Below are 17974 nucleotides of genomic sequence, written 5' to 3' on the forward strand. Positions count from 1 at the left end.
GATGGTTTGCATGAATAGGAATAAAAGGTTTGCAAAGAATTTTTTTACAGCAGTAATTGCCTTATCACTAATATTGTCATTTTTTGCCCTTATTCCTCGTATAAATGCTGAAGATAAAAATAAATTGGTGGATTTTGCGGTTTCTTACACAGACATAAAAATAACAGCTCAGGAACAAAACATGAGTGTGAAAGATGCAGCAAACCTCTTTAAAGGATGGGGAGTAAACTCCGTATTGTATAAGGAAAGTACCGTTCAGGACTTGGTAAATGACGGTAAGGTTTTTGTTACCAACAGGCAAGGGTTAAGAGCTTTAGGATACAATGGGAATTTTTTCTTTTCAGGAAGCGAAACTTATATATTAACTTCTGATAAGAAAATGTCTTCGAGGTTAATAAACCATCTAAAAAACAAAATCGGGAATGATAAGGTGGAGGTTTTCAGTTTAAATGGCCAGGATGCTATTGCTGTAAATATTCCTATGTTGAGTTTATTAAATATCGGCGTGGGTTTTGACAGGGATGAAATAAAAAGTCTTGAAAGTTTAGGATTACATACGGTATTAATGATAAAAAATTGGCCCCTCGTAAACGATGAATCTATTAAATTTGTTTTTGAAGATTTAGCAAACTCGGGGAGTATGATTACAGCTGTTCTTTTTTCCGATAAAAAAATTCCCGGTTTTCCAACAGGGTTAAAACCTATAGCCGATGAGTTCCATAAAAACAATTTGTCCCTTGGAACTGTAGAATTTTACAATCAGATGGGAATAGACAAATTAGCAAAACTTTTGAACAATAAAGTATTAAGGTTACATACTGTAGCTGACAATGAGCTTGGTACCATCACCCCAGAAAACCTTATAGACCGTTTTACCTTGGCGGTTAGAGAAAGAAATATTAGGATCCTTTATTATAAGATGCTTCCTGTAGATGAGGTTAATGCGAAATTACAGGTCAATTCGGAGGTAATTTCCAAAACGGTTTCTAAATTGAAAAACCAAGGTTTTGTAGTAGAATTGGGCTCTTTTAAACTCCCCAAACCTTATGATAACATACATCAAAACAGGATTTTATTGCTTTTATTAGGACTTGGACCAATTGCAGGCTTTGCTATGATTTTATTGCAGATAGGATTTAAATATGCTTTTGAAGTCTTTGGGATGCTTTCACTTTTATGGATAGCAATGCTTTTTGTTGCACCGACGATTTCGCTAAAATTGATGGCTTTAGCTTCAGTTGTAGTTTTTCCCGTTTTATCTATTTATAACCTTTTGAATAAAAAAGATATCTTTATCCTACAAGCTATTATTAAAATGGTTGTAATGACACTTTATTCTTTAATTGGTGCCTTTATAATGTCAGGGTTATTATCGTCAACAGAGTATATGGTAAAAATTGACCAATTTGCAGGTGTAAAGCTTGCATATTTGCTTCCTGTATTGATTGTTGCTTGCCTTGTCTATTTATTTTACAGCGATAAAGATCCTGTAAAGAAGATAAAGGAAATATTGGACCAGCCGGTGCTTGTTAAATATTTAATATTAGCTTTTGTGTTTTCAATAGTGGGTCTTGTATATTTGAGCAGAACTGGCAATGAATCAGCGGTTGGAGTGAGCACATTAGAGTTGAAGTTTAGATACCTTTTGGATAGGGTTCTTGGAGTAAGGCCGAGGACAAAGGAGTTTTTGGTCGGGCATCCCTTTATGCTGCTTTTGCTCTACAGAGGTTACAACGATAAAAGATTACCCCTTTTGGTTTTAGGGGCTATTGGACAGGTTTCCTTAGTAAACACTTTCGCTCATATACACACACCCTTTTTGATATCCCTTTTAAGGACTTTTGTAGGTTTGGGATTAGGTATAATTTTGGGCTTGGTTCTTTGTCTTTTAGCTGATTTTTCAAAAGGCCTGTTGAAGAGGTGGATAAATTGAAAAATGTGGTAATTTCTGGCTATTACGGATTTAACAATTTGGGCGACGAGGCGGTGCTTTATTTTATTGTAGAAAACCTCAAAAAAGAAATTCCCGGTATAAAAATCACCGTTTTATCCAACTCTCCAGAAGAGACTTCGAAAATTTACGGGGTTAATTCTGTAAAAAGGGATAATTTTAGGAATTTAATTTCCGCAATAAAAGAATCGGATATGCTTATAAGCGGAGGCGGAAGCCTGATTCAAGATGCCACAAGCTTTGCTTCCCTTTTATACTACCTTTCGTTGATTTATATTGCAAAAAAACTTGGGAAAAAGGTTTTCATATTTGCCCAGGGTTACGGCCCTGTTAATAGAAACCTATCAAAAAAATTGGCAATGTATATATTAAATAAAGTGGATTTTATAACTTTGAGGGATGAAGACTCGAAAGAGGATTTGTTGGACTTGGGCATTTCACCTTCAAAAATAAAAGTTACAGCGGATCCGGTAATAGGTATAGAACCCAGTAGTATTGACCAAAATATCGGTAAAAACATACTTATTGAAAAAGGAGTGGATTTTGAAAAGCCCACCATAGGTTTGTCAATAAGAAGTTGGAGGGATGAGGGGAGGATAATAGAGGAGTTTTCACATTTGATCGAACTTTTTGGTGACAGCGTAAATTTTGTTTTAATCCCTTATCACAAACCTCACGATGTAGAAATATCTGAGAAAGTGCTCAAGAATGTTTCACTGAAAAATGTTTTTGTCATAGAGGAGGTATTAGATCCTATTAAAACTTTTTCAATAATAAAAAACCTTGACCTAATGATAGGTATGAGACTTCACTCTCTAATAATGGCTTCAGCCTTGTATATCCCATGTGTTGGGGTTTCCTATGATCCAAAGGTAGACAGGTTTTTGAAAATGATAGGCAATCCTTATGTATTCGATGTAAAAAACATCAACGGTAGGGGAATTTATGATTCAGCAAAAAAAAGACTGGGCGAAGGTATAACTGAAAAAGAAAAAGAGCTGATCTTGAGATTAAAGGAAAGAGCAAGAGAAACGGTTATGAAAGCTTTAGAACTTCTTTCATAATCACGGAGGGAAAATATGAGGGAAATTATCAAAATCCTAAACGTTCCTTTTGATAGGATAACTTATAGTGAATCATTAATAAGGGCAGAAGAATTTATAATAAAAAGGATGGCAGCGGGAATAGTTACTCCAAATGCGGAGATAGTAATTTCCGCCAATAAAGACCAAAAGCTTTACAATGCGATTTGCAATGCAGATATATCCTTGCCCGATGGGATTGGAGTTTTTTTGGCATCAAGGATTAAGGGGACCCCTTTAAAGGAGAGAACAACGGGGTTTGATTTGATGGTAGAGCTTTTGAAACTTGCGGATAAAAAAGGCTACTCCGTATATTTACTGGGCGGTAAACCGGGGGTAGCGGATGATGCCCTTGAAAACATAAAAAAATCTTTCCCAAACATTAAGATATCAGGTGCTCACCACGGGTATTTTTCAGCGGAGGAAGAAAAAAGAATAATAGAAGAGCTCAATAAAAAGTCCCCGGACATGGTATTTGTCGGTATGGGAGCACCGAAGCAGGAATTATTTATTGATAGATATAGGGGTAAAATAAATTGCGGTTTTTTAATGGGCGTTGGCGGGAGTTTGGATGTGCTTTCTGGCAGGACTAAAAGGGCGCCTTTGATTATGAGAAAATTAGGTCTTGAATGGCTTTACCGTTTGGTAAAAGAACCTTACCGAGCAAAGAGGATGACAGCACTTCCCAAGTTTTTAATAAAAGTTATTTTAATTGAAAAGAGGGGTAAAAAGTGAACCTGAGGCCAATGGTTTTGGATTATTTACAGATTGCAATAGGTTGCTTTATTTCTTCCCTTGGCCTTACAATGTTTTTGGTCCCCAATAAAGTAGCGGCGGGCGGAGTAAGCGGCCTTGCAACAGTTTTGCATTACCTTTTTCATGTACCAGTAGGCTGGACCATGCTTGTTTTAAATGTGCCCCTTTTTGTTGCAGGGGTAGTGTATTTAGGCAAGGGTTTTGGGGTAAAAACCATTGTTGGCACCCTTTTATTTTCCGTTTTTACAGAGCTTACCGCAAAATTCCCGGTGCCTACAAGGGATCTTCTCCTTGCAACGGTCTACGGTGGGATTTTATTGGGAGCCGGATTGGGTATTGTTTTCAGAACAAGGGCCACAACGGGTGGGTCGGACCTTGCCGCTATGCTCATCAATCATTTTTTTCCTTCTATAAGCGTAGGTCAGGGCATTTTATTTGTTGATTTTTTTGTAATTTTACTTGATGGCTTAGCTTTTAACTGGGAATTAGCGATGTACTCTTGGATTGCCCTATACGTGAGCAGTAAGGTGATTGACCTTGTCCAGGAAGGGATAAACTATGCAAAGGCTGTATATATTATTTCTGATCACAATGAAAAAATAGCTCAGAAAATAATGGAAGAAATGAATAGGGGAGTAACCGTATTAAAAGGTATGGGAGGTTATACGGGGGAAAGCCGAAATATCCTATTGTGTGCAGTAACGAGACTTGAACTTTCCCGACTTAAAAAAATAATAAAGGATATAGATCCTGCCGCTTTTGTCATTGTCCACGACGTGCATGAGGTTTTAGGAGAAGGATTTAGCTTTAATAAGAAGGAAGAAGTCATTTAAGCCCGCGATATTTAAAAATCGCGGGCTTTTTTGTGATTTTTTAAAAAAAATTTGGGACAAAAAAAATAGAAAAAAATATTAAGTAAAATCTTAGAATATTTAACAAATTCAAAAGTTGACATAATATCAACAAAAAATAACATTTAATAAATGAAGTAGACAGGATAATAGCTGATAAATTTTGAGATAATACTAATAATGTGTTTTTTATAAAAAATAAAAATTAAAAAGCGAGGGATGAGATATGAATATAGGTATAGTTTCTACTTATCCACCGAGGGAATGCGGACTGGCGTCTTTTGCAAAGGACCTTTGTGATAATTTGTGTTTGCACGGGCAAAATGTAAAAATTATTGCAATGACCGATAGAAATTCCAATTACGAATACACAGAAGAAGTTATGTTTGAAATACATGAAGAAGTAAAAGATGATTACCTTATAGCCTCTGAGGTTGTAAATGCTTCAAATCTCGATGTTGTACTTTTACAACACGAGTATGGTATATTCGGCGGAGCTGATGGGGTAAATATATTAAAATTTACGGAAAGGTTAAAAAAACCATGTATTTTAACTACCCATACAGTCTTAACTGTGCCGACCTACAGACAAAAAAAGATATTGATGGAACTTGCAGATAGATCAAAAGCAGTAATTTGCATGACAAGACGTTCCGCAGAAATATTAAATGAAGTTTATAGGGTACCTTTAAATAAGATTTATATTATTCCTCATGGAGTGCCAAAGTTTGAAAAAAAGGATCGCAACAGGTTAAAAGAAAAATACGGGTTTTCAGGGAGGCCGGTTGTAACTACTTTTGGCTTCATCGGGCCTGGCAAGGGAATAGAAATAGGGATTTTAGCAATTAATAAATTAAAGAACAAATTTCCAAACATACTATATATTGTAGCAGGGGAAACCCATCCCAAACTTAAAAAAAGTGAGGGGGAAGTCTACAGAGATTCTCTTTTAAAGCTTGTGGAACAATTATCTCTCCAGGAAAACGTTTATTTTATAAATAAATACATCAGCTTAGAAGAATTAGGTGAAATACTTTACATGACTGATGTTTATTTAACGCCTTATCCTGGGAGGCAGCAGGCTGTAAGTGGGACGCTTTCTTATGCAATAGGATGCGGTAGGGCCATAGTTTCAACACCTTATGAGTATTCACTTGAAATGCTTAAGAATGAACGAGGTCTTGTTTCTTCTTCTGCTGACCCGGACCAATTATCCTTACTAATAGAAAAAGTGTTATCTGATGAAATCTTAAAGGCAAAGCTGGAAAAAAATGCATCAAAATTGGGCGAAACCATGCTTTGGCCCAATGTAGCCAAAAGCTATATTGAAATAATTGAAGAACTATTAGGGGTTAAACTCAAAAGGAGTGCTTCTGAAGATGTATAAACACTTATTGAGGATGACGGACCAAAACGGAATAATCCAGTTTTCAAAGAAAGCGGAGCCAGATATTAATAGTGGATATACCGTTGACGACAATGCGCGGGCACTGATAGTATCAATAAACATGAAAAATGAAGATGGAAAAAGACTTTCGAGTATATACGGAAATTTTTTAAAGGAGGCTCAAAAAAGAGACGGCACTTTCTCAAACTTAAAAATAGGCAAAAATTTCTTGCCGGATTTAGACTCTGAAGACTGTTTTGGAAGGGCGTTTCTTGCATCTTGCTTTGCAGCTTCAGAAGGAGATGAAGAGCTAAAAGATTTAGGTATGAGGCTGATTAGAAAAAGCCTTCCTAATACCTTAAATATACGTTCTCTAAGAGCAGCTGCTTACTGCATTATTGGTTTTGGATATCTAAAGGATATTTTTCCTGGCAATAGGTTCATTTTCGATGCCGCAAAAAAATTAGCCTATCATCTAATAGAGCACTACAGCCTAAACAGCTCTGGATCATGGCAGTGGTTTGAAGAAAAATTAACCTACTGCAATGCACTCCTACCCCATTCCCTATTTACTTACTATGAACTAAGTAGTGACAGAAAGGCTCTAAAAGTGGCCGAAAAGACCTTAAAGTTCTTATCCGATGCCCTTTTTGAAAAAGGGTATTTAAACATTATAGGCAATCGGGGATGGTGGAATAAAGAAAGCAAACCTCCGCTTTACGATCAACAGCCTGTTGATGCCGCATCAATGATTCTTGCATGTTTACAGGCCTTTGTTGCAACGGGGAAAAAAGAATATATGATTTTTGCTAAGGGTGCATATAACTGGTATTGGGGTGAAAATATCAATAAAATACCTGTAGTAAATGAGGAAACCCAAGGATGCCATGATGCATTGGTACCTGATGGGGTTAATTTAAATCAGGGTGCTGAAGCCCTCGTTTCATACCTGATAGCGTGTCAGTTATTAAAAGAATTTGAAAGGGGAAATGCGTTGGAATGTGTCCCAGCGGTTTAGAGGAAGCCCTTTATTATACCAACCTCGAAAAAATAAAAAAAGAGATACCTGAAAATTTTTCTGCAAGCTGTATAATAGGAATACCCTTTTACAATGAAAAGGATACCCTTATAGAAGTGATAAAAACTGCAATGGATAGTTTAAAATTCTTAAATAATTCAAAGTTGATAATGGTGGTTGGCGACCCTGCTGGAGAAGAAGCCTTGAATGCAGTTAAAAATGAGTTTGGCGATGAAGTTCTTGGTTTTCTGATGCCAAAGGGAGTGAACGGAAGGGGTTATAGCATAAGGGCGATTTTAGAAGCGGCAAAAATTATGAAAGGCGATGTAATACTTTTAGAAGCTGATCTCAAACGGGAAAACAATTATGGGATAAAGCCTGAATGGATTGACAGGCTCTACGAACCTCTTATGGAAGGTTACGATGCCTCTATTGCGGTTTTTAGCAGACACCCCTTTGAAGATACAACAGGATCTCTTTTTGTATCACCGCTTATTTCAGCCCTTTACAGGGTTAGGTTTGCCGACCCTTTAAGTGGTGTTTTCGGGATTTCTAAAAGTTTAATTGAAGAAATGTCTATGGATTTTGATAAATACAAAGAAATCTTAGGAGGGTTTGGCGTAAACCCCTGGATTTTAACCTATTTATTGCGGAACAATAGGAAAATCTGTGAGGTTGCCTTAGGAGCAAAGTTTTCTCCATTAACTTTTGGTAAAAGGTCCATAGTTTTTAAAGAAATGGCTTTTTCCCTTTTTAGCATGGTTGCTGAGGATGAAAATAGATGGCTTGAAGCAAAAAAGGTTGTAAAATTTCCTGACCTTTACGATATTGGGGAAAGAGAAAAGCCTTTAGAGGTGTTTTGTAATTACGAAGTTTACGTAAAGGAATTTAAAACAGGTTATTTTCATTACCGCAATTTTTTAACAAAAATATTGGATGAAAAAATAATTTCTGACTTGGATAGAATGCTCGAGGCCTCATTGACCGATTTTAATTTTTCCAATGAATTATGGGCAAAAATAGTTTACTCTTTTTTGTTAGGGTTTGCTTTTTCAGAAGGGATATCCAAAGATGATTTGTTAAACTCTTTTATGGCATTGTACGACGGTAGGGTGGCAGGATTTTTAAGGGAGAAAAAGGAAGAAGGGATAAACGAACAATTCGAAGCTTTTGAGAAAGAAAAAAGAAGTTTTATAACAAAGTGGAAGGAAAAGTCTGTTTTAAAAAATCCTGTCCTTATTCCCTTGGATTATATGGAATATATCCCGGGTGTACCAATAGTAATTCCCAAAAAGTTAAAAGGCATTAGAGGTAAGGAAGTATTCCCCAATGAAATATTAAAAAGGCTGCACAGAAGATACAAAGATAACTTTAAAGAATTTGTCAAGGAAGAATTGAAGGCAAGAGAAGATGAACCAGACGAAGTGGTAAAAAAATATAAAGAATTCTTGTCAAGGCTTGAAAAAGCGTTGGAAAAAATATTTCCGGGGGACCTTTGTACCGAGCAAGGTGTAAGAGAATTTTGCGGTGCTATTTTTGAAAAATTTCCCCATAAGAAAATCCTTACAATAAAGTGGGAAATATTGAGGAAGGTAATATATGAATTTCCACCAAGAAATCTCCTTGTAATGTTAAAGTTCAAAAGCCTGCGGGAATTGTTGGATAACATCGATGTGAGGGATATTTTAACCCTTGCTCAATACACGGAAGATACAGATTATTTCGACAGAATTTTTATGTGGCTGCAGGATAACCTAAGGCATGACAGCTTTGAAGAAGCTGATATATTGCCGCTAATAATAAGTAAGGAACGTTTTCCTGGAATTAGCGAGCTAAGAGAGATATCGGATTTTAACAGGTTGACAGCTCGAATTTCGGTGGTAAATTTGGGAAAGGGTATGGGTGGCGAATACCCTCGGGTAAGGTATTTTTGCAGGATAGCAAAGAGTATTGTAGAAGCGGAATTTTATTCCAAGCTGTGGGCAACATTTGCTGCAGAACGCAAAGAGGTTGGAATAAAAGTAATAAATTCTATAATCGGTCATTTTGGTAAGGATATCTTTTCCGCCCATCACATATTTGAAAACATGATACAAAGGGAGTTCATAAAGAGGGTAAACCAACTTGCAGATACATTAATATCTCAAGGAGAAAAAGATGAAGCGAGTTATCTAAAAACTATGGTAAGAGGATATGGTTTAAGCACCACATTGAAAGATGGAACCTTTATGCCCTGTTCTGTCTGGACGTGGGCTAGTTTTAGTTTCAAAGGAGGAGAAGGAATTCCTACACCTCTTTTTTTACATGTGGAAAGGGATTGGTTTAACCACGATTTTATTGAAGAAGTCTATAAAGAAATGGGAAATGATGTGAAAGACATAGAGAAAAAAATTTTTAACCTGATAGGACTTGGCAGAGAAGCACAGGACCTGCGCCAGTTATTACTGGGGGTTATCCCTCCCAAAGAGGAAGAAGTAGTAATTCAGGAAATTGAGCCGTGGCCACCTGCGGGAATGTTGAAAAGATATAAGTTGGAGCCTCTGCTTAAACCTATTAGGGAGCACTGGTGGGAAAACAGGTATGTATTAAATGCTGCAGCATTTAGATTAGATGGCAAGGTTTATATACTCTACAGAGCCTTTGGACAGGATGAGGTATCCCGGATTGGGCTTGCGATAACTGATGGTTTCAATGTAATTGAAAGGCTTGAAAGCCCCATTTTTTCACCACATATGAAGGAAGAAGTAAAAGGTTGTGAAGATCCGAGGGTAGTAATTGTCGATGACGAGATAGTTATGCTTTACACTGCCTATGACGGTGTTGTTGCACAAATAGCTGCGGCATCAATTAGGGTAGAAGATTTTTTAAACAGGGATTTTGATAAATGGAAGAGGTTAGGCCTTGCGTTCCCCGGGCTTTGGGATAAGGATGCCCTTTTATTTCCGGAAAAAATAGAGGGGAAATATGTAATTTACCATAGAATTGAACCGAGCATCTGGATGGCTTATTCCGATGAGCTTAGGTTTCCTTGGCCCGATAAGGGCCACAAAATAATAGTTGGGCCGAGGGCTGGGTTTATGTGGGATTCGCTAAAAATTGGCGCAGGTGCTCAGCCGATTAAGACCAAATATGGATGGCTCTTAATTTATCACGGTGTGGATTTTGAACTGGTGTACAGATTGGGAGTCCTTCTTGTGGACTTAAAAGACCCGGGAAAGGTTTTGTATAGATCACCAAATCCTATACTGTCTCCTGAGACTGAAAGCGAAATAGGGAAAAAGGGAGAGAGCTGGGTGCCCAATGTGGTTTTTACCTGCGGAGCGGTCCCGGTAAAAGATAAAGAGGTATTGGAAGATGAGGATGAGATTATTGTTTATTACGGGGCTGCTGATACGAGCATCTTTATAGCGACGGGGAAAATAGCAGATTTAATTCCAAAAGAAATTAGGCAAAGGCTGTCATCCAAAAGGGTATGACAGCTTTTTTTTAATTAATTTTACCATTATTTCCTGTAATTTAAACTCAAATGTGGGAAGGATTTTTGCTTTTTTCGTCGAAATTAAAATAAATCAAGGTATTTTGTCGATATAATTTTCGAGGTGATATTCGTGATAGAGATGTACAATGTGACAAAAATTTACAGTGGAGGACATATAGCATTACAGGACATTACGGTAAAGATACAAAAGGGTGAGTTTGTTTTTATTGTTGGTCCCAGCGGTGCAGGAAAATCAACCTTTATAAAGTTATTAATAAGGGAAGAAGTGCCCACAAAGGGGCAGATATTTTTCAACGGCAAGAATATAACCCGGATGAAACATTCACAGGTGCCTTTTTTGAGAAGGCGAATTGGTGTGGTATTTCAGGACTTCAGGCTTCTCCCACAAAAAACGGTTTATGAAAACGTAGCTTTTGCTATGGAAGTAATAGAGGCGCCTTTAAGGGAAATCAAAAAAAGGGTGCCCAAGGTGTTGGAAATGGTGGGGCTTTCTCATAAAATCAATGCAAAACCTCATGAGCTTTCAGGAGGAGAGCAGCAGAGGGTTTCCTTAGCAAGGGCATTGGTAAACAACCCTGATGTGATAATTGCGGATGAGCCTACGGGCAATCTTGATCCCGATACTTCGTGGGAAATTATGAAGCTTTTAAATGAAATAAACATGAATGGCACAACCTTAATAGTAGCCACTCATGCTAAGGATATTGTAAATGCTATGAGAAAAAGAGTACTGCAGCTGGATTCGGGCAAATTGGTTCGGGATGAAGAAAGAGGTGTCTACTAAAATGAAGCTAAGGACTCTAAAATATTTTTTCAAGGAAGCTCTTCAGAGCCTTTTTCGAAACAGTTGGATGAGTGTGGCATCTATTGGGGCTGTTGCTTCTGCATTGATTATTTTAGGTGCCTTTTTAATGCTTGCAATAAATGTTGATTACATAGCAAAGGATGTGGAATCGCAGGTAGAGATTACAGCATACCTTAAGGACGGTTTAAATCAACTGCAGGTGGATTTCTTGAAAAAACAAATACAAAACATGGAAGAAGTAAGTGAATTTAAATTTGTATCAAAAGAGGAGGCCTTTGAGGAATTCAAAAAACAGGTAGGACCGGAGCTTTTAGAGGGTATTGAAAACCCCCTTCCAAATTCTATTAGGATTAAAGTAAAAACTCCACAAGATGTTGTAAGCGTAGCTGAAAAAATAAAGGCATTGCAGGGAATTGAGGAAGTAAAATACGGTAAGGGAATAGTTGAAAAGCTTTTTAAAATAACCTATTGGATGAGGGTTATCGGAATTGCCGTAATGCTGGCATTTGCTGCCCTGTCGGTTTTTATAATTTCAAATACCATAAGGATTACGGTTTTTGCAAGGCGCAGGGAGATACAAATTATGAAATTCATCGGAGCTACCGATTGGTTTGTAAGATGGCCTTTTTTTATCGAAGGCATGATTCTCGGATTAATAGGCTCAATAATAGCTATTCTTATTCTTGCTGTATCCTATAATTATTTTTATAATACTATAAAATTTAATCTTCCAATGATTTCCCTTGTCCCGGTGCAATTGTTTTACAGCTATCTTCCTTATTTTGGTTTAATGGGAATGTTTCTTGGGGCTTTGGGAAGCGGTTTTTCATTGAAAAGGTTTTTGAAAGTGTAAAATATCACTATCCGGTGGGGAGGAAAAACCGTGAGGAAAAGGTGGAAGTACGGGGTTATACCAATTCTGCTTTTATTCTTTTTAATATATTCCTGTGGGACTGCACTGGGCATTGATTTAGAAGAATTGAAAGAAAAGCAGAAAGAGATACAAATGAAGTTAAACAATATAAGAAAGAACATAAATCAAGTGGAGAGCAAAAAAAGGAATGTTGTGGAGGAATTAGGAATTATAGAAAAAGAACTCAATCGTGCTCAGAAGGATTTGGAAAGAGTTGCTGCAAAGTTAGTAGAAACCCAAAAAAAACTTGAACAGACAAAACAGGATTTGAAAGCTGCTGAAAAGGCTTTAGAGGATCAAAAGCAAAACCTTTCCACACGACTTATTGCCATGTATAAATCTGGCCCAGTAGATTACATTGAAGTTATACTTTCTGCAAAAAGTTTTTCCGATTTTCTGACAAGATTAGACATGGTAAAACGGATTGTGGATTACGATAGGGACCTTTTGAATACATATAAAGCCAAGAGGGAAGAGGTAAGTATTAAAAAAGCTCAGTTAGAAAGGCAGCAGTATGAAATATCACAGCAACAGAATACTATAAAGGAGAAAAAGATTCAGATTGCTTCAAGGCAAGCGGAAAGGAAAAAGCTTCTCGCTGAATTGGAGAAGGAAAAACAGCAGTACTTAAGGGAAGAGGAACAGTTAGAACGTGACTCAAAACAGATTGCTGCAATGATACAAAAGATTCAGGCACAAAACAAGAGGAAATTTGTAGGTACCGGCGTATTTCAATGGCCTGTGCCTTCATCAAACCAGGTTACTTCAGACTATGGATGGAGGGTTCACCCCATTTTTCGCGTGAAAAAATTCCATACGGGGATTGATATAGCTGCATCCTACGGTGCCGATGTGGTAGCAGCGGACGATGGGGTGGTTATATATGCTGGTTGGTACGGAGGATACGGAAATACTGTAATTATAGATCACGGAGGCTCAATATCTACTTTATATGCACATCTTTCAAGAATAAACGTCAGCGAAGGGGATAAAGTAAAGAAAGGCAGTAAAATTGCAGATGTAGGAAGTACTGGCTTTTCTACAGGGCCGCATCTTCATTTTGAGGTGAGAAAAGAAGGTCAATGTGTAAATCCCTGGAGCTGGCTAAAATAGGAATTAAAAGGATAGGTGGTTTTCAAATTGAAATTCTCCATAAATAAAAAGACACTTTTGACTGTATTTGCTGTAATCATATTATGCATTTTTTCCTTTTATCTCGGGCTTAGTTTTAAAGCTATGCCCCTTTATGCTTTAAAAGAGGATACTACAGCGAAAGAGTATAATAAAGACTTAGAGTCCCTATTAGAAGTAAAGGATTATATCAAAAAAAAGTTTGTTAGAGATATACCCGATTCCACACTTATTGAAGGTGCCATTAAGGGGATGGTGGAATCTTTAAAAGACCCTTATTCAGTTTACATGGATAAAAATGAATTTGAAGATTTTGTTACATCAATAAACGGTTCCTTTGAAGGGGTAGGTCTGTCCCTCGGTGTTGACGAAAAGACGAAAAATATAATTGTTATTTCACCTATTGAGGGTACCCCGGCGCATAAGGCTGGTATACTCCCTCGGGATGTGATTGTTAGAGTAGATAAAGTTGATCTTAGAGGCAAAAGTTTGGATGAAGCAGTGAAATTGCTGAGGGGAAAAAAGGGGACTAAGGTAACCGTCTATGTAGAAAGGCCTGGAATCAAGGATTTGCTGAAATTTGAACTAATTAGAGATAATATAAAGATTAGAACTGTAAAATCAGAAATGATAGAAGGTCAAATCGGATATATTAAGATTACCTCCTTCGATACATACACTCCACAAGAGCTTAATGAGGCCTTGAAAAACTTAAAAGATAAGAAAATTAAAGGCTTGATTTTGGATTTAAGGAATAATCCTGGAGGGGCTCTGGATTCAGCGGTAAAAGTTGCAGATATTTTGCTGGGAAAAGGTTTAATAGTATATACCGAAGATAAAAATAAAAATAGGTTAGAAGAATTTTATTCCGATGAATCAAAAGTAGAAATTCCCTTTGTTGTACTCATAAATGAGAACAGTGCCAGTGCTGCAGAAATAGTTGCGGGTGCTGTAAAGGATTTTAAGGCAGGACTTCTAATTGGAGAAAAAACCTTCGGTAAAGGTACAGTACAGGAATTGGTGCCCCTTGCCGGTGGAGGTGGAATAAAGCTCACCATTGCAAAGTATTATCTTCCTTCAGGGCGTTCCATAGAGGGTGAAGGGATAATTCCTGATGTTGTTATTAAAGCTGAGGAACAAAGTGCTTATGCTACTTCCTTTGAAAAAGATGCCCAACTAAAAAAGGCTGTAGAAGTATTGAGGGCAAAAATTAAAACAGGGAGCAATTGATTTATGAACCTTGTTTTAAAGATACTTTACTTTATATTATTGGGAATTCCTCAAGCAATCTTTAACCCCTTTTTTTGGGTAGTGCTTTTTATAGTTTTCGTTCAGTACAAAAGAACTGCTGATTTTGAAGAAAAAATGTTTGGTTTTACAACGACGAACCCCTTAAAAAGGGTATCGTCTTCACTTATGTATGGGATTTTTGGAGGATTCGTGGGGAGTATAATCATTGTTGCCTTGGGAGTAAGCATAGCCGGTTCGGGTCTTGCTTATGTATGGCCGTTGGCTCTTTTATTGATGCTTATAAGCCCTCATTTAATGTGCTTTTCCTATGCAGGCGGAATAATTTCCATATTTTCTTTACTATTTGGGTTTCCTAAGGTGGACGTTCCAGGACTGATGGCCCTTGTGGGAGTACTTCATGCTGTTGAAAGTTTATTAATCTATTTTTCGGGGCATTTAAATGCCTCACCGGCCTTAATAAAGGATGAAAAGAGGGGAATTATAGGAGGTTTTATAATTCAAAGTTTTTGGCCTGTACCCTTTATTCTTTTAACCATTGCTGTAGGCATTCCTTCGGGAGTTGAAGCGGTAAATATGCCGGATTGGTGGCCTATAATTAGGCCACAGGGGCTCAATTTAGAAAATGTAATTTACCTTATGATGCCAGTCGTTGCGGCTTTGGGTTACGGCGACATAGCACTAACAAGGCAACCTTATAAAAAAAGCAGGGAATCAGCAGTTTATTTAATAATGTTCAGTAGTTTTTTGATACTATTTTCCGTTCTGGGCTCGAGAATAAACTTTTTTAAATACGTTGCTGCTCTTTTTGCACCTATTGGTCACGAATATTTGATAATAATAGGCAAGAAAAAAGAAAGAAATAGAGAGCCCCTTTTTACTATTCCTCCTTTTGGCGTCAGAATCCTTTATGTATTGGAAAATTCTCCGGCGGAAAGAATGGGTATAAGGCCCGGTGATATAATTATTTCCATTAACGGAAGGCCTGTAAATAACATAGAGGACCTTAAGGAAATTAAGGCCCTTGCTCCAACATTTCTTTGGATAGATTATGTAACTCCAAAAAATGAGAAAAAGTATGCCGAAATGACATTTTACCCTTATGGTTTTGACAGCTTAGGGGTTATTTTGATACCCAAGGATGGGGATGTAGCATCTATATCCTTGGAGGAAACCGGTGTTATAAAAAAAATAAAGAGGATTTTTACAAAAAAACCTTCTTCCTGAGGGGAGAAGGTTTTTTATATGTATAAATTTAACAATTACGGGTTAAACTATTATTGAAAGACGAAAAACAAAAATTAAAAAAATTATAGAAAATTTTACGATATTTTTAAGATACTCACTTGAATAATTTTTTAACATAGTATATAATAATTGTGAATGATATAACAGTCTCAATAGCTATCGCAATAATTATTATTATAAAATTTAAATTAATCTACATAGAAAAGGAGGGATAAAATGACAAGGGAACAGTACTTAGAACGGGAAAGGGAGATGCTTTTAAAAGCATACATCAACGCATCTGAAGAAGAGAAGAGGGAAATCATGATGAAGATTATGAACATTGATGCTCAGCATGAAAATAAAGATACGTATGGACAGCGCTCAAACGGATTTATTACTAGAAGGCGCAATAAAATAATTTATGTCAATTAAACCGGGATTATTTCCCCGGTTTTTATTTTTACTAAATTCTTTTAGGAGAAAATAAAAATGTCGAAAATTATAAAATTCCCGTTAAAATAACCTCCTCTAAGTGCTATAATATTCATGACCTGTATTTTTTGGGAAATGAGAAGGTGAGAATTATGGGGAAAGCAGAAGAAAATTTAAATAGTAAAGTTCCCTTTGAGAAGGTTTTGGAACACATTAACGAAGCTATATGCGTAATAGATTCGCAAATGATCGTGGTTTACTGGAATAAAAGGGCAGAAGAACTTTACGGTATAAAAAAAGAACATATAATAGGAAAAGATATAAGAATGTTTTTCCCTAATGCCCTTGCTTTGGAAGTGTTGAAAAACGGAAAGCCCATGGAATTTGTAGAGCACAGGCCACGAGAAGGAAATGTGGCTATAATAAGCTCGATTCCTATAATGGAAGATGGGGAAATATCATGGGTTGTTTCTATAGATCAGGATATTACTGAGGTACAAAAATTAATAAATGAATTAAAAAAAGCTGAAGATAAAATAAGGTATTTAGAATACCTTCAAGAAGAGCTAAAAAGGCTCTCGCCTGAAAAGGACTTTGAGAATATTGTATATAAGAGCAAAGTGATGTATGATCTTTTAATGCTTGCAAGGAAAGTTGCAGAGAGCGATGCTTCTGTGCTTATCCAAGGAGAAAGCGGAACTGGAAAGGATTTGCTTGCACGGGCGATACACAATGCGAGCCCGAGGAAGGAAATGCCCTTTATTGTGGTTGACTGCAGTTCAATACCCGAAAACCTGATTGAAAGTGAGCTTTTCGGTTATGAGTCAGGAGCTTTTACAGGAGCCCAAAAAAAGGGAAAACCAGGTAAATTTGAAATTGCTGATGGGGGCACGGTTTTCTTAGATGAGATTGGAGAACTACCTTTAGAGATGCAGTCAAAGTTATTAAGGGTTTTGGAAAATAGGGAATTTTACAGGGTTGGCGGTATAAAACCTATAAAAGTAAATATAAGGATAATCGCTGCGACTAATAGAGACCTAAAAGAGATGGTAAAAAATGGTAAATTCAGGGAAGATTTATTTTACCGCTTAGATGTTGTTTCTATTAAAGTTCCGGCTTTAAGGGAAAGGCCTGAGGATATACCCTATTTAATCAATTATTTTTTAAAAAAATTTTCGGTAGAAAACAAGAAAGTTATAAATAAAATAGAACCCTCTGCTATGGAGTTGATGTTAAAATATCCCTGGCCTGGGAATGTAAGGGAATTAAAAAATGTTGTTGAAAGGCTGGTAATACTTGCTGAAAATGGAGTTATAAGGGATGATATGCTTCCAAACACTATCTTAAATTATTTTGACATTAAAAAGGACAACTTATCACTTCAAGTAACAAGTTTAAATTTAGAGAAGGTAGTGCAGGAAGCTGAAAGAAAGGCTATAATGGAAGCCTTAAGATTATCAAAGAATAATAAAGCAAAAGCTGCGGAAATATTAGGAATACCGAGAAGTACCCTTTATTATAAGATGCAGGTCTTAGGTATAGGAGCGTGTCCAAATGACTGACACTATGTCGGTATATTGGACACGCTAATTTATTTGTGAATACCCTAACGAATTGAGTATGTGAAAGGATTAACGAGCTTTATATATTCCTTTTACATAAAAATATCGT

14 protein-coding genes are annotated in these 17974 nt (G+C 36.8%); all 14 read left to right on the forward strand.

Annotation, left to right across the window (positions count from 1 at the left end; translation table 11 throughout):
• The first annotated feature begins 10 nt into the window (after nucleotides 1-10).
• The 14 genes from ACPLVF_RS05130 to ACPLVF_RS05195 all read left to right on the forward strand — a co-directional run bounded on the left by ACPLVF_RS05130 (nucleotide 11) and on the right by ACPLVF_RS05195 (nucleotide 17865).
• Entirely contained in the window at nucleotides 11-1933 is a 1923-nt protein-coding gene (locus ACPLVF_RS05130) for a DUF5693 family protein (RefSeq protein WP_424906754.1), read from the forward strand.
• 5 nt (nucleotides 1934-1938) lie between these two features.
• Nucleotides 1939-3015 (forward strand): polysaccharide pyruvyl transferase CsaB, encoded by a 1077-nt coding sequence (csaB, locus tag ACPLVF_RS05135; protein ID WP_424906781.1) that lies wholly within the window; start codon nucleotides 1939-1941, stop codon nucleotides 3013-3015.
• Nucleotides 3016-3030: 15 nt separating this feature from the next.
• Nucleotides 3031-3768, forward strand: a complete 738-nt coding sequence (locus ACPLVF_RS05140; RefSeq protein WP_424906755.1) for a WecB/TagA/CpsF family glycosyltransferase — start codon at nucleotides 3031-3033, stop codon at nucleotides 3766-3768.
• A gap of 11 nt (nucleotides 3769-3779) precedes the next feature.
• Nucleotides 3780-4622, forward strand: coding sequence for a YitT family protein (locus tag ACPLVF_RS05145; protein ID WP_424906782.1), 843 nt, complete (start codon nucleotides 3780-3782; stop codon nucleotides 4620-4622).
• Nucleotides 4623-4866: 244 nt separating this feature from the next.
• On the forward strand, nucleotides 4867-6027 hold the full coding sequence (locus ACPLVF_RS05150; RefSeq protein WP_424906756.1) for a glycosyltransferase family 4 protein: 1161 nt from the start codon (nucleotides 4867-4869) through the stop codon (nucleotides 6025-6027).
• Nucleotides 6020-7045, forward strand: coding sequence for a hypothetical protein (locus tag ACPLVF_RS05155; RefSeq protein ID WP_424906757.1), 1026 nt, complete (start codon nucleotides 6020-6022; stop codon nucleotides 7043-7045). The genes ACPLVF_RS05150 and ACPLVF_RS05155 overlap by 8 nt, the downstream gene beginning before the upstream one ends.
• Entirely contained in the window at nucleotides 7027-10521 is a 3495-nt protein-coding gene (locus tag ACPLVF_RS05160; protein WP_424906758.1) for a glycosidase, read from the forward strand. Before ACPLVF_RS05155 ends, ACPLVF_RS05160 begins: the two co-directional genes overlap by 19 nt.
• Before the next feature lie 132 nt (nucleotides 10522-10653).
• A complete protein-coding gene (gene ftsE / locus ACPLVF_RS05165; protein ID WP_424906759.1) occupies nucleotides 10654-11328 on the forward strand; it encodes a cell division ATP-binding protein FtsE in 675 nt (224 codons plus the stop codon).
• Between the two features lies 1 nt (nucleotide 11329).
• Nucleotides 11330-12202 carry a permease-like cell division protein FtsX gene (gene ftsX, locus ACPLVF_RS05170; protein WP_424906760.1) on the forward strand — a complete coding sequence of 291 codons (873 nt, stop codon included), beginning with the start codon at nucleotides 11330-11332 and terminating at the stop codon, nucleotides 12200-12202.
• 30 nt (nucleotides 12203-12232) lie between these two features.
• Nucleotides 12233-13375, forward strand: coding sequence for a murein hydrolase activator EnvC family protein (locus tag ACPLVF_RS05175; protein WP_424906761.1), 1143 nt, complete (start codon nucleotides 12233-12235; stop codon nucleotides 13373-13375).
• Nucleotides 13376-13402: 27 nt separating this feature from the next.
• Nucleotides 13403-14623: a S41 family peptidase gene (locus ACPLVF_RS05180; RefSeq protein WP_424906762.1), complete on the forward strand. Its 1221-nt coding sequence runs from the start codon at nucleotides 13403-13405 to the stop codon at nucleotides 14621-14623.
• 3 nt (nucleotides 14624-14626) lie between these two features.
• Nucleotides 14627-15868, forward strand: a complete 1242-nt coding sequence (locus tag ACPLVF_RS05185) for a PDZ domain-containing protein (protein WP_424906763.1) — start codon at nucleotides 14627-14629, stop codon at nucleotides 15866-15868.
• A 237-nt stretch (nucleotides 15869-16105) separates the two neighbouring features.
• Nucleotides 16106-16303 (forward strand): hypothetical protein, encoded by a 198-nt coding sequence (locus ACPLVF_RS05190; protein WP_068748311.1) that lies wholly within the window; start codon nucleotides 16106-16108, stop codon nucleotides 16301-16303.
• 152 nt (nucleotides 16304-16455) lie between these two features.
• Nucleotides 16456-17865, forward strand: a complete 1410-nt coding sequence (locus tag ACPLVF_RS05195) for a sigma-54 interaction domain-containing protein (protein ID WP_424906764.1) — start codon at nucleotides 16456-16458, stop codon at nucleotides 17863-17865.
• Nucleotides 17866-17974: the final 109 nt, after the last annotated feature.

Source organism: Thermovenabulum sp., assembly GCF_049701175.1.
GTDB lineage: Bacteria > Bacillota > Thermosediminibacteria > Thermosediminibacterales > Thermosediminibacteraceae > Thermovenabulum.

Bases quoted from the DNA above. Each gene is read 5' to 3' on its own strand.
- ACPLVF_RS05160 (WP_424906758.1), top strand. From the start codon at position 7,027: ATGTGTCCCAGCGGTTTAGAGGAAGCCCTTTATTATACCAACCTCGAA.
- ftsX (WP_424906760.1), top strand. From the start codon at position 11,330: ATGAAGCTAAGGACTCTAAAATATTTTTTCAAGGAAGCTCTTCAGAGC.
- ACPLVF_RS05130 (WP_424906754.1), top strand. From the start codon at position 11: ATGAATAGGAATAAAAGGTTTGCAAAGAATTTTTTTACAGCAGTAATT.
- ACPLVF_RS05140 (WP_424906755.1), top strand. From the start codon at position 3,031: ATGAGGGAAATTATCAAAATCCTAAACGTTCCTTTTGATAGGATAACT.
- ACPLVF_RS05185 (WP_424906763.1), top strand. From the start codon at position 14,627: ATGAACCTTGTTTTAAAGATACTTTACTTTATATTATTGGGAATTCCT.
- ACPLVF_RS05145 (WP_424906782.1), top strand. From the start codon at position 3,780: ATGGTTTTGGATTATTTACAGATTGCAATAGGTTGCTTTATTTCTTCC.
- ACPLVF_RS05150 (WP_424906756.1), top strand. From the start codon at position 4,867: ATGAATATAGGTATAGTTTCTACTTATCCACCGAGGGAATGCGGACTG.
- ACPLVF_RS05155 (WP_424906757.1), top strand. From the start codon at position 6,020: ATGTATAAACACTTATTGAGGATGACGGACCAAAACGGAATAATCCAG.
- ACPLVF_RS05195 (WP_424906764.1), top strand. From the start codon at position 16,456: ATGGGGAAAGCAGAAGAAAATTTAAATAGTAAAGTTCCCTTTGAGAAG.
- ACPLVF_RS05190 (WP_068748311.1), top strand. From the start codon at position 16,106: ATGACAAGGGAACAGTACTTAGAACGGGAAAGGGAGATGCTTTTAAAA.